The sequence below is a fragment of the Xanthomonas sp. NCPPB 3005 genome, from assembly GCF_041228095.2.
GTDB classification, from domain to species: domain Bacteria; phylum Pseudomonadota; class Gammaproteobacteria; order Xanthomonadales; family Xanthomonadaceae; genus Xanthomonas_A; species Xanthomonas_A bonasiae.
In genome coordinates this window covers 3,684,094-3,696,184 of record NZ_CP166096.2, presented here as the reverse complement: position 1 = coordinate 3,696,184, position 12,091 = coordinate 3,684,094, and the positions used below count along the sequence as shown (strand labels likewise).

12 protein-coding genes are annotated in these 12,091 nt (G+C 69.2%); 2 read left to right on the top strand and 10 right to left on the bottom strand.

The features are described 5' to 3' along the window. Positions 1-50: 50 nt before the first annotated feature. From rnfB to AB8810_RS15910, 6 genes are all read right to left on the bottom strand, one after another. Positions 51-467: an Rnf electron transport complex subunit RnfB gene (gene rnfB / locus AB8810_RS15935; protein WP_369914178.1), complete on the bottom strand. Its 417-nt coding sequence runs from the start codon at positions 465-467 to the stop codon at positions 51-53. A 43-nt stretch (positions 468-510) separates the two neighbouring features. Beyond that, positions 511-1,101 carry an HAD family hydrolase gene (locus AB8810_RS15930; RefSeq protein ID WP_369914176.1) on the bottom strand — a complete coding sequence of 197 codons (591 nt, stop codon included), beginning with the start codon at positions 1,099-1,101 and terminating at the stop codon, positions 511-513. A 104-nt stretch (positions 1,102-1,205) separates the two neighbouring features. Further along, complete coding sequence (metG, locus tag AB8810_RS15925; protein WP_369914175.1) at positions 1,206-3,275, bottom strand: methionine--tRNA ligase; 2,070 nt, start codon at positions 3,273-3,275, stop codon at positions 1,206-1,208. A gap of 173 nt (positions 3,276-3,448) precedes the next feature. After that, positions 3,449-3,901, bottom strand: coding sequence for a DUF2147 domain-containing protein (locus tag AB8810_RS15920; protein WP_191824773.1), 453 nt, complete (start codon positions 3,899-3,901; stop codon positions 3,449-3,451). Between the two features lie 245 nt (positions 3,902-4,146). Then, positions 4,147-4,542, bottom strand: a complete 396-nt coding sequence (locus tag AB8810_RS15915) for a VOC family protein (RefSeq protein WP_191824772.1) — start codon at positions 4,540-4,542, stop codon at positions 4,147-4,149. After that, a complete protein-coding gene (locus AB8810_RS15910; protein WP_369914174.1) occupies positions 4,539-4,904 on the bottom strand; it encodes a VOC family protein in 366 nt (121 codons plus the stop codon). Before AB8810_RS15910 ends, AB8810_RS15915 begins: the two co-directional genes overlap by 4 nt. A gap of 225 nt (positions 4,905-5,129) precedes the next feature. Here AB8810_RS15910 and mmuM point away from each other — a divergent pair, with 225 nt between their 5' ends. After that, positions 5,130-6,083, top strand: a complete 954-nt coding sequence (mmuM, locus tag AB8810_RS15905; protein WP_369914173.1) for a homocysteine S-methyltransferase — start codon at positions 5,130-5,132, stop codon at positions 6,081-6,083. A 165-nt stretch (positions 6,084-6,248) separates the two neighbouring features. Here mmuM and AB8810_RS15900 read toward each other — a convergent pair whose 3' ends face one another. The 3 genes from AB8810_RS15900 to AB8810_RS15890 all read right to left on the bottom strand — a co-directional run bounded on the left by AB8810_RS15900 (position 6,249) and on the right by AB8810_RS15890 (position 9,876). After that, complete coding sequence (locus tag AB8810_RS15900; protein WP_191824769.1) at positions 6,249-8,120, bottom strand: DUF885 family protein; 1,872 nt, start codon at positions 8,118-8,120, stop codon at positions 6,249-6,251. A gap of 294 nt (positions 8,121-8,414) precedes the next feature. After that, on the bottom strand, positions 8,415-9,188 hold the full coding sequence (locus tag AB8810_RS15895; protein ID WP_179563771.1) for a queuosine precursor transporter: 774 nt from the start codon (positions 9,186-9,188) through the stop codon (positions 8,415-8,417). A 10-nt stretch (positions 9,189-9,198) separates the two neighbouring features. After that, positions 9,199-9,876 (bottom strand): DUF502 domain-containing protein, encoded by a 678-nt coding sequence (locus AB8810_RS15890; protein WP_179563772.1) that lies wholly within the window; start codon positions 9,874-9,876, stop codon positions 9,199-9,201. Between the two features lie 87 nt (positions 9,877-9,963). Between AB8810_RS15890 and AB8810_RS15885 the strand changes: the two genes are divergently transcribed. Further along, positions 9,964-11,298: a hypothetical protein gene (locus AB8810_RS15885; protein WP_369914172.1), complete on the top strand. Its 1,335-nt coding sequence runs from the start codon at positions 9,964-9,966 to the stop codon at positions 11,296-11,298. A 234-nt stretch (positions 11,299-11,532) separates the two neighbouring features. Here AB8810_RS15885 and AB8810_RS15880 read toward each other — a convergent pair whose 3' ends face one another. After that, positions 11,533-11,982, bottom strand: a complete 450-nt coding sequence (locus tag AB8810_RS15880; protein ID WP_206259856.1) for a DUF4442 domain-containing protein — start codon at positions 11,980-11,982, stop codon at positions 11,533-11,535. Positions 11,983-12,091: the final 109 nt, after the last annotated feature.

The window sequence follows — 12,091 nt, the reverse complement described above, 5'->3', positions numbered from 1 at the left end:
TTGCACCATGCACGCGCAAACGTGGCGCGATCCGTGCGGGGCGTCGGCGCCTAGACCGGGCGCAGCTCGATGCAGTCCACCGGGCATGCGGGCAGGCACAGCTCGCAGCCGGTGCACAGCGGTGCCAGTACCGTGTGCATGTGCTTGGCGCCGCCGACGATGGCGTCCACCGGGCAGGCCTGGATGCACTTGGTGCAGCCGATGCAGTCGGCCTCGATCACGAACGCCACCTGCGGCGGCTTGTGCGTGCCGCGGCGGCGGTCGTAGGGCAGCGACACGGTGCCCAGCACGCGCGCCAGCGCCCGCGCGCCGGCATCGCCGCCGGGCGGGCAGCGGTCCACCTGCGCCGCGCCACGCGCCATTGCCTCGGCGTACGGGCGGCAGCCATCGAAGCCGCACTGGCCGCATTGGGTCTGCGGCAGCAGGCGATCGAGGCGTTCCAGCAGATTGTCTTGGGCGGGCTTCATGGCGGATTCGGCGTGCCGGATGCGGCGCGCTGCAGGACAAGGGTCAGGCGATGCGGCGTCCGCGGTACCAACGCTCGTGCGCCAGCGCCAGCATCGGCCGGTCTTCGCGGCTGTCGCCGTAGGCGTAGACGCGCGGATAGGCGGCCACATCGTAGCGCGCGCGGATCAGGGGCGCCTTGTGCGGCCCACAATCGCCATCGGCGTAGCGGCCGGTCAGCCGGCCGTCGCGCGCTTCCAGGCGGTTGCAGATCAACGCCAGACCGTGCTGCTCGCACCAGGGCTGCAGGTACAGGTCCAACGATCCGGACACCAGCACCAGGCTGTGGCCCTGCGTGCGATGCCAGGCGATGCGCTGCATCGTCTCCGGGCGCAGCAGCGTCGGCAGCACCTCGTGCGCATATGCCTGGGCATGCGCGGCGATCTCTTCGACGGCCCGGCCGGCGAACACGATCCGGGTGACCCGCCTGCGGATCGCCTGCGCCGAGACCAGGCCCAGCCGATAGCCGGCCAACCACGGCCCCACCGACCACTTCGCCCGCGCCAGCTGCCGCGGCGTGGCGACGCGGCGCAGGAACCGCGAATAGGTATCGGTGGTGGTGACGGTGTGGTCGAAGTCGAAAAGGGCTAAGTGCATGGGAATGGGGAATGGAGAAACGGGAATGGTGGAAGCCGATCTATCGGCACGGACGAGGCTTTGCCTTTTCCCATTCCCGACTCCCGATTCTCCATTCCCGGCCTTCAGCGCACCGGCATCCCCGGCTGTGCGCCGCTGTCGGCGTCGAGCAGCGCCAGCGCGCCGCCGTCGAAGCCGGCCGACAGGATCATGCCTTCGCTCAGGCCGAAGCGCATCTTGCGCGGGGCCAGGTTGGCGATGAACACCACGCTGCGGCCGACCAGTTTTTCCGGCTCGGCGTAGCTGCCGCGGATGCCGGAGAAGATCTGCCGCTTGCCCAGTTCGCCGGCGTCCAGTTCGAAACGCAGCAGCTTGTCCGAACCCTCGACGAATTCGCAGACCAGCACCTTGCCGATGCGCAGGTCGAGCTTGGCGAAATCGTCGATGCCGATGAGGCCGGGATTGGGGAGTGGGGATTCGGGATTCGCGGCGGCTTTCGCTTCGGTCTTGGCCGGCGCCGGCTTGGCGGCGGCGGGCGCGGGGGCGAGGGTATCCTTGGAGGCGTCGGTCATGGCGTCGATCAGTTTGGGGTCGATTCGGGTGAACAGCGGGGTGTAGGACTGGATGACGTGCGCCAGCAGCGGCGCGTCGAGATCTTCCCAGGCGGTGAGCGGCGCGGACAGGAAGGCTTCGGCCTCGGCGCTGGTGCGCGGCAGCACCGGCTTCAGCGCGCCGGCCAGCACGCGGAACAGGTTCAGGCCCTGCGTGCACACCGCCTGCAACTGCGCGTCGGCGCCGTCCTGCTTGGCGATCACCCACGGCTTGTGTTCGTCGATGTACTTGTTGGCCTCGTCGGCCAGGGCCATGGTCTGGCGGATCGCGCTGGCCGCGTCGTTGCGCTCGTAGGCGTCGCGGATCGGCGCCAGCGCGGCGGCGAAGCGCGCGTACTGCGCTGGGTCCGGCAGCGTGTCGGCCAGCCGGCCGCCGAAGCGCTTGTCGATGAAGCCGGCGCAGCGGCTGGCCAGGTTGACGAACTTGCCGACCAGGTCGGCATTGACCCGCGCCACGAAGTCGCCCAGGTTCAGGTCCAGATCGTCCACGCCGCCGGAGGACTTGGCGGCGAAGTAGTAGCGCAGCGCTTCCGGCTCCAGGCCCACGTCCAGGTAGGTGCGCGCCATCACGAAGGTGCCGCGCGACTTGGACATCTTCGCGCCGTCCACCATCAGGTAGCCGTTGACGTGCAGCCGGGTCGGCGCGCGGTGGCCGGTGCCGTGCAGCACCGCCGGCCAGAACAGGCCGTGGAAGTTGACGATGTCCTTGCCGATGAAATGGTGCAGTTCGGTGGCGGTGCCGGCGGCCAGGTGCGGTTCGAACGCTTCGCCCAGGCTCGCGCACAGGGTCTGGAAGCTGCTCAGGTAGCCGATCGGCGCGTCCAGCCACACGTAGAAGTACTTGCCCGGCTGGCCGGGGATCTCGAAGCCGAAGTACGGCGCGTCGCGCGAGATGTCCCAGGCGCGCAGCCCGCCCTCGCTGTCCAGCCACTCCATCAGCTTGGCCTTGACCCCGGGCAGGGCCACGTCGCCGGCCAGCCATTCGCGCAGGAAGCCGTCGAAGCGGCCGACCTCGAAGAAGAAGTGCTCCGAGTCGCGCAATTCCGGAGTGGCGCCGGAGATCACCGACTTCGGCTCCTTCAGCTCGGTCGGCGCGTAGGTCGCGCCGCAGACCTCGCAGTTGTCGCCGTACTGGTCGGCGCTGCCGCAGTTCGGGCAGATGCCCTTGATGTAGCGGTCGGGCAGGAACATGCCCTTGGCCGGATCGTAGAACTGCGCCACCGAGCGCCGCGCGATGTGGCCGCCGGCCTCGAGTTTGGCGTAGAACGCCTCGGTCAGCGCGCGGTTGGCGGCCGAGTTGGTCGAGTCGTAATGGTCGAAGGCCACGCCGAATGCGGCGAAGTCGCGCTCGTGGCTGGCCTGGATGTTGGCGATGAAGTTCTCCGGGGTGACCCCGGCCTTCTCCGCGGCGAGCATGATCGGCGTGCCGTGGGTGTCGTCGGCGCAGACGAACCAGGTGCGGTCGCCGCGCAGCCGCCGCGCGCGCACCCAGATGTCGGCCTGGATATAGCCGACCAGATGGCCCAGGTGCAGCGGACCATTGGCATAGGGCAGGGCGGTGGTGACGAGAGCGGTGCGGGTCATGGCGAACGGCGATCCTGGGGGATCGCGATTATCGCATTACTGGGGAATGGGGAATCGGGAATGGGGAATTGGTCGAAGCAAACGCAGGCCGCTGGCTGATGGCTACAAAAAAAGGCGCCCTCGCGGGCGCCTGCCGTGTCGATTCCCGATTCCCGGTTCTCGATTCCCGGCTCTTACTCCCTGATCCAGGTCTGCGTCCGCCCCAGCGCCTCGATGCCGATATAGCCGCGCATCTGCAGCTTCTTGCCGCCGTCGGTGAGGGTGACCTTGGCCTTGTAGGTCTTGCCCTTGGCCGGGTCCAGCACCGAACCGCCGCTCCACACCGCGGTGCCGTCCGGCTTCAGTCCCCACAGGATGGTCATGCCCTTGATCGGCTTGCCTTTCTGCGCGCCGTCGCACTTGTCGCACATCGGGTTCGGGCCGTGGTTGGACTGCAGGATCTCGACGACCTTGCCGCTCAGCGTGCCGTTGCCGGCCTGCTCGATCTGCACGATGGACTTGGGCTTGCCGGTTTCGTCGTCGATGGTCTGCCAGCGGCCGACCGGCGAGGTGTCGGCGGCCTGCGCGACGAACGCGGCCACGCTCAGCGGCAGGGCCAGCAGCAGGGTCTTGAAGGTGGTGCGCATGTGTCCCCTCCCAGGGTGTGTGCGAAGCGGCCGGCGCGATGCCGACCTGGAGCCGACTGTATACCCAAGCGTATGGTGCTGGGAATCGCCGGACGCGGGCGGTTCAGCGAGTCGGCAGCGCTCTTAGGGTTCGGCAGTGGAAGCCGGGTTGCTTGGTCGCGGCGCCCCGGAGTCGCTTGCGTAACATGCGACGCGAACGCAGCGCGCTAGGAGTACGCAGTCGAATTGACGTGGGCTTGCGTCGCTTACGCGATCTCATACAGCTCCAGCGGCAGGTCGTCCGGGTCGGCGAAGAAGGTGAAGCGGCGCCCGGTGTATTCGTCGATGCGGATCGGCTCGGTCACCACGCCGTGGGCCTGCAGATGGGCGACGGCGGCGTCCAGGTCGGCCACGCGCAGCGCCAGGTGGCGCAGGCCGCAGGCTTCCGGACGGCTGGGCCGCGGCGGTGGCGCGGGGAACGAGAACAGTTCGATCTGGGTGCCGTCGGGCAGGGCCAGGTCCAGCTTCCAGGAGTCGCGCGCGTCGCGGTAGACCTCGGCGATCACGCGCAGGCCGAGAATGCGGCAGTAGAAATCCTTCGAGCGGGCGTAGTCAGAGGCGATGATCGCCACGTGGTGCACGCCGCGCAGGGTCAGGCTCATCGGCACAGCGCCTGGCCGAACTGCAGCAGGTGGCCGTCCGCATCGTGGATCGCGAACTCGCGCATGCCGTAGGCGAAGTCCTCGAGCGGATAGGCGATGCGCGCGCGCGGCTGCAGCCGCTGCCACCAGGCGTCGACGTCGTCGGTGCGGAAGTACAGCGAGCCGGGAAAACCGGCTACGGCAGTCTCGGTGGTGGCCTGCTGCGCGGCCAGCATCAGCGCCAGCGACCCATGTCGCAGCGTGGCCCAGCCGGCGTCTGCGCCACCGCTGTCGAGACGGAACTCCAGAGTGTCGATGTAGAACGCCAGCGCCGCGGCAAGGTCGGCGCTGCGCAGCATCGGCGTCAACGCGGTGAACGTCATGCGCTGCTCCGGCAAGGAAGGAAGAGGGTCGGCCATGCGCCGAGCATAGCGCAGCGCCAGGTGTGAGTCTGTGCGATGCGTGGCGCGGGATATGCGTTCGCATACGGCGGCGGTGCCGTCTGCTGCATGTGCGCAAATGGCGGTGCGCGCGACCGCCCACATTCTGCGCAGCGACCACTGCCTGACACAATGGCGGCATCACGTTTCGCCGGCGAGGACGCGAGCATGCCGCACAACCCGTTGACCGCGCTGCTGGCCGACGACCGCTGCATCGCGCTCGACGGCGCACTGGCCACCGAGCTGGAGGCGCGCGGTTGCGACCTCGGCGATGCGCTGTGGTCGGCCAAGGTGCTGCTCGAGCAGCCGCAGCTGATCCGCCAGGTGCACCTGGACTATTTCGAAGCCGGCGCGCAGTGCGCGATCACCGCCAGCTATCAGGCCACGCCGCTGGGGTTCGCCGCGCGCGGCATCGATCCGGTGCAGTCGCGGCGGCTGATCGTGCTGAGCGCGCAGCTGGCGCTGCAGGCACGCGACGTGCATCGGGCCGCGCATCCCGAGGCCGGCCCACTGCTGGTCGCCGGCTCGGTGGGGCCGTATGGCGCCTATCTGGCCGACGGTTCGGAATACCGCGGCGACTATGCGCTGCCGCAGGCGCAGATGCTGGACTTCCACCGCCCGCGCATCGCCGCGTTAGTCGAAGCGGGCGTGGACCTGCTGGCCTGCGAGACGCAGCCGTCGGCGGCGGAGGTCGCTGCGCTGCTGGCGCTGCTGCAGGAGTTCCCGCAGGGCACGGCGTGGTTTTCGTTCACCCTGCGCGATGCCACGCACCTCAGCGACGGCACGCCGCTGCGCGAGGTGGCGGCGCTGCTCGATGGCCATCCGCAGGTGGTCGCGCTCGGCGTCAACTGCATCGCGCCGGCGCTGTGCACCCCGGCGCTGCAGCATCTGGCGACCCTGACCCGGTTGCCGCTGGTGGCGTATCCGAACTCCGGCGAGCGCTACGACGCCGCTGGCAAGCGCTGGGATGGCGACGGCGGCGATGCCTGCGGTCTGGCCGGCCGTGTCGATGCCTGGCGCGCTGCCGGCGCGCGCCTGATCGGCGGCTGTTGCCGCACCACGCCGCGCGCTATCGCGCAGCTGGCGCAGCGGTTGCGCGCGAACGCGTTGCAGGATGGTTGATTCGGCGAACCTGTAGGCGCTGTACCGACGCCGGCTCTGGGGAGCAACGCAGGCTGCCCCGACGCGCCGGGAGTCCACTGTAGGAGGGGCTTCAGCCCCGACCGCTTTTACCGGCAAGGCCCGGTCGGGGCCGAGGCCCCTCCCATACGAGCCGGGCCGCGTCGCTCAACCCTTCTTGCTCGCCACCCAGCGTTCGATCTTCTCCTGCAGCACGTCCAGCGGTACCGAGCCGTCCTTCAGGATCTCGGCGTGGAACTCGCGGATGTCGAACTTGGCGCCGAGCTGGGTGCGGGCGTATTCGCGCAGCTGCAGGATCTTCATCTCGCCGATCTTGTAGGACAGCGCCTGCCCTGGGATGGCCATGTAGCGCTCGGCCTCGGCTTCGGCATCGGTGCGGCTGGTGGCCGAGTTCTCGAGCATGTAGTCGATCACCTGTTCGCGGGTCCAGCCCTTGCTGTGCAGGCCGGTATCCACCACCAGGCGGATCGCCCGCCACAATTCGTTCTGCAGGTAGCCGAAGTAGTTGTACGGATCCTGGTACAGGCCCAGTTCCTTGCCCAGCGATTCGGTGTACAGGCCCCAGCCTTCGATGTAGGCGGTCTCGCCGCCGAAGCGGCGGAACTTGGGCAGGTTGCTCAGCTCCTGCTGCAGGCCGAGCTGGAAGTGATGGCCGGGGATGGCCTCGTGCAGATACAGGTCTTCCGCGTCCCAGGTCTTGCGGCTGGGCAGGTCGTAGGTGTTGACGTAGAAGATGCCGGGGCGCGTGCCGTCTTCGCTGGGCCGCATGTACGAGCCGCTGGCCGCCGACTGCGCGCGGTACGGCTCCACCGGGCGGATCTCGAACGCCGCCTTCGGCTTCAGCGCGAACAGGCGCGGCACCGCCACGTCCACCCGCGTCTCCAGGCCGCGGTAGTAGTTCAGCAGTTCGTCTTCGCTCTTGAAGGTGAAGCGCTTGTCGCTCTGCATGAACTTGAAGAACTTCGGCATCGAGCCGCGGAACTTCACCTGCTTCATCACCACCTGGATCTGCGCCTGGATGCGCGCGACCTCGTCCAGGCCGATCTGGTGGATCTGCGCCGGGCTCAGGTCGGTGGTGGTGCTCTGGCGCACGTTGTACGCGTACCAGTCCGCGCCGCCGGGCAGCGCGCCGACGCCGGCGGTGCTGCGCGTGGCCGGCAGGTATTCGGTGGCGATGAAGCCGCGCAGCGCGCGGTAGGCCGGCATGATCCGGTATTCGATCAGGCGCTTGTAGTCGGCGGTGATGCGCTGCTTGTCGGCCTCGGGCATGTCCGCCGGCAGGTTGCGCACCGGACCCCAGAACAGGCTCTCTTCGGCGGTGGGCTTGATGATCGCGTCCAGCTGCGGCAGCACCTTTTCCATCAAGGCGCGCGGTTGCACCACGCCGGCCTTCATGCCGTCGCGCATGTTGGCGATGGCCTGGTCGAACAGGGCGGGAATGCCGAGCGCGCGCCGCGACCAGTTGTCGTAGTCCTTGACCGTGCGGAACGGCTGCGCGCCGGTGCCCGAGCCGAGCATCACCATGATGCTGCCGACGTTGTAGAACTGGTTCACCGGCTGCATCCAGCTCGGGTACTTCTCCGCTTCCAGCGCAGTGCGCGCATCGCTGACGAAGATCTCGTAGCTGAGCAGGTCCTGCCCGCTCAGCCCGTCCTTGCCGATCGCCTCGGCCTTGCCCAGCCACAGCACGGTGAAGTCGTGCGACTGCTGGCGGAACGCCGGCGACAGGAAGTTGGGCAACTGGTCGTTGTAGCGGCTGTCGCCCTGGAACGTGGCCTGCAGCGGATTGAGCTTCAGCGACGCTTCCCAGTAGTCGTCGTACAGGCGGTTGAGCTGCTCGGCCTTGCTGCGCACCACCGGCGCCGGTGCCGGTCGCGCCTTCTTGGCCTTGCTGCGGGTCTGCACGGTCTGCTGTTTCTTGACGGCCTTCTTCTTGGCCGCGTCCGCAGGTGCGGCCAGCGACAGGCTCAGGACGGCGGCGATGGCGAGCGACAGCAGGCGGGGAAAGCTGGGCGGCATTGCGGGCTCCAACGACAAGCGAGCACGGGAGCTTGCCCGATCCGCACCGTGGAGGCCACCCACCGCCGCGCGCGCGGTCAGGAAAAACCCGGGAAGCCAGAGGGCAGGTGCGGCCGGGACGGCGGGTGCGCACGGCGCGCGCGACCCAGGCGGGGCGGTTGTCTTCGGCGTTTGCGCCGGCCGTGCATGGGCGAGAAGACGGCCGCGCCAGCGGTGCGACGGCCGTGCGAATACGGGATGCATCCGGGCGCGCGGATCCGCTCGTTGCCGCGCCGGCGCGGCCGATCCGCGCACTCAGTCGGCCGCGGCTTCCTCGCGCAGCTGCTCGGCGCGTTCGGGGCTCAGGTAGTCGGTGATCAGCCGCCGCATCAGGTACAGCAGCGGGATCAGCAGCACCGCCAGCAGCATCTTGCAGATGTAGTTGAGCGTGCTCACCGCCAGGAACAGCGGGATCGACCAGTGCTGCGGGCCGAGCACGAAGGCGATGTAGATGACCACGAAGCTGTCGATCAGCTGCGACACCGCGGTGGAGCCGGTGGCGCGCAGCCACACGTGCTTTTCGCCGGTGACGTTGCGGATGCGGTGGAACACCGCCACGTCGATCAGCTGCCCGGCCAGGAACGCGACCAGCGAGCCGGCGATGGTCCACAGGCCCTGGCCGAACACCGCCGCGAACGCGGCCTGGTAGTCCGGCACGCCCTGGTGTTGCGCCGCGCCGACCCAGAACCCGGCCGGCGCCAGCGCGATCGCCGCGAACGCGAACAGGAAGCCGTAGCCGATCAGCGCCACCGCCAGCCAGGAGATGAAGCGCACCCCGCGGCGGCCGAAGAACTCGTTGATGGTGTCGGTGAGGATGAACACCAGCGGCCACAGCAGCGTGCCCGCGGTGAAGTTCATCGAGCCGGTCTGGCCGAACAGGTTCCAGTTCAGCGGCGCGATGCCCAGGGTGTCTTCCAGCGCGAAGATCTTGACCCCGATGAATTCGGCGAGCGCGGCATTGACGCAGAAGAACGCCGCCAGGCCGATGAACAGGCGAACGGCGCGATCGTCGAGCGTGCCGTTGCGCATGCGTCTTCCCTCAGCGGTCCATGGTGCGGGTGAACGGCACGCTGTCCGGCGCCACCGCGCCGCCGGAGATGATGAAGCTCATCGCCTGGTCCACGCTCCAGTCGGTGGGGGTCAGCAGCTCCACCGGCACGATCTCCAGGTAGCCGGAGGTGGGGTTCGGCGTGGTCGGCACGTACACCGCGGCCAGCTCGCGGCCGGTGCCCTGTTCCTTGATCACCCGGGTCACCAGGCCCACCGACTTCATGTCGCGGTGCGGGAAGTCGATCAGCACCACGCGCTGGGTGCTGCCGGGCTGGGTCTGCAGGATGTCCAGCAGCTTGCGCGCGCTGTCGTAGACCACGCTGGCCAGCGGGATGCGGCGCATGACCGCCTCGAACCAGCGCAGCAGGCGTTGCCCGATCACCCGCCGGCTGAGGATGCCGACCAGCAGGATCACCGCCAGGGTGGCGACCAGCGCGATGGTGTTCTGCACCCACAGCGCGGTGGCCCAGCCCATCTCGTGCGGGAACGAGGCGGCGATGCGCGCCGACAGCGGCACCACCCACGGGCTGCTGATGCCCGACAGCAGCACGAACACGAACTTGACCACGACCCAGGTCAGCCAGATCGGCAGCAGGGTCAGCAGGCCGGTGAAGAACAGCCGTTGCAGGGACGGGCGGGGGTGCGGAGCGGGGGTATCGGGCGACATCCGCCTAGTGTAGCGGCGCGCTGCGCCTGCCGCTGCGCCCGACGGCTAAGATGGCGCACTCCGTGCAGGTGCGATTGGGGAAGCGGCGTGGCAAGGATCGGCAAGTGGATCGGGGGCGGGCTCGGCGCGGTGCTGCTGCTGGCCGTGGCGCTGTATCTGGCATCGAGGTTGTGGCCGGTGCCGGCGGCGCAGCGTGCTGCGCTGGCGCAGCTGCGGCAACCGCCGCCGCCGCTGCAGGGGCCGAACCTGTTCGTCGACCTGTGGCTGCTGCCTTACGCCATTCCGCCGGCACAGCGGCAGGCGGTGCTCGACGAAGACTTGCGCAGGTTCCGCCAGGGCTTGGCCGGGCAGCCGTTGCGCAGTGCGGCCAGTGATTATCCGCGCACGCCGGACTGGCCGTCCGAGCGCGTGCCGCGTTGCAGTTGGAACGCCGACGATTGCCTGGCCAAGGTGCGTGCGCGGCCGCGGGACTATGCGCAGGCGCTGGCCACGCAGGATGCCTTGCTGGCGCGCATGCCGGTGCCGACGGCGGTATCGGGCTATCGCACGCCATTCCCGGCGCACCAGGAAGGGGCGCTGCCTGCGTTCTCGGTGCTGCAGACGCCGCAGATGCGCCGGGCTCTGGATTTCGTCGAGGGCCGGACCGATCCGGCCCTGGCCGGAGTCTGCAACGACGCCAGTGTGGCGCGGGTCTTGCTGCGCGGTGGCGACAACGTGCTGACGACGACGATCGGGGCGGCGATGTTGCGCGGCAATGCGCGCCTGTTCGCCGCCATGCTCGCCGAGCTGCCCGCGCAGCAGGCGCTGCCGGCGCAGTGCGCGCAGGCCTTCGCGCCGCTGTCGGTCGACGAGGTCAGCCTATGCCGGCCGATGCACGGCGAGGCGCAGCCGCTGTTCGCGGCGCTGGACGAACTCGACCGCACGCGCGCTGCGCCGCGCCGGCGCTGGTACGAATCGATGGGCTTGACGCTCTTGTTCGACCGCGCGCGTAGCGAGGCGCTGGTCGCACCGGCGTACACCCGGTTGTGCGCGGCCGATGTGCGCGCCAGCCTGCGCGAAGACCGGCGCCTGGCGCCGGCGCAGATGACCGCATCGGTGGGCTCGCCGTTCGCCTGCCTGGCCAATCAGTTCGGATGCGCGATGGTGAGCTTGCCGCCGTCCACCGTCGCCAGCGGTCCGCAATGGAGGCTGCAGGATACCGCTGCGGCGATGCGGCTGACCTCGGCATTGCTGTGGCTGCGCGCGCATCCCGGCACGCAGCCGCTGCCGCAGCGCCTGGCAGCGCTACCGCCCGAGTTGCGCGGGGAGCAGCGGCCGCTACAGGCGACAGCCGACGGGCAGGGCGTGCAGGTGGCGCTGTATGCCGACAGCGAGGGCGATGCGCTGCGCTTGCCGTCGCCGGGCAGCAGGCTGCGGCCCTGACGCGCTGCGTGCCGGCGCGGGAGCGGATGGTCCGGCGCTCGCGCCGTGAGTTCTTCGCAGGCACGGCATGCCGGCCATGCCGGTTACTGCCCCTGGGCAGGAGCGGTGCAACCGCGACGAACGAAGCAGGGTGCAGCATCGGGCTGAAGCCTTTCCTGCGAGGCCAGGGCCGCCGCTCAGGCAGCGTCGCGCGTTCGCGCGCATCCCGGCGCTGACGCCCTCGGCGTCGAACGGCTACCGCGCCGGCTTGCGCTTGACGTACAGCTGCTTGCGCGTGCGCGCCACCACCTCGCCCTGGGCGTCGAGGATTTCGTTGTCGAACCAGCGCAGGTATTTGTCGCCGCCGGCGGTGGCGGTGCGCAGTTCGTTGAGCAGCGCGTCGTCCAGGCGGAACTGCGCGCTCACCGTGCCGCGCCCCGGGCGCACGAACTCGATGCTGCCGGCCTTGTCCCAGACGTAGTAGGCGCTGCCCAGGTTCTGCATCGCCAGCAACATCCAGAACGGATCGGTCATCGCGAACAGGCTGCCGCCGAAATGGGTGCCGACGTAGTTGCGGTTCCACGGCCGCATGCGCAGCTCGACCCGCGCGTAGCGGTAGTCCGGGCTCAGCTCCACCAGGTGGATACCGGCGAACAGGAACGGCGGCCACAGGTTCAGGCCAAAGCGGAACAGTGAAGCGTTCATGACGGGTGGAGGCGGGACGAAGCGGCGAGCTTACCATTCGCATGGGTATGGTGTGCTGGGGTCTTCGGCATCCGTGGGTGCGGCCGCCCACGGTTTTGCGACGTGACAC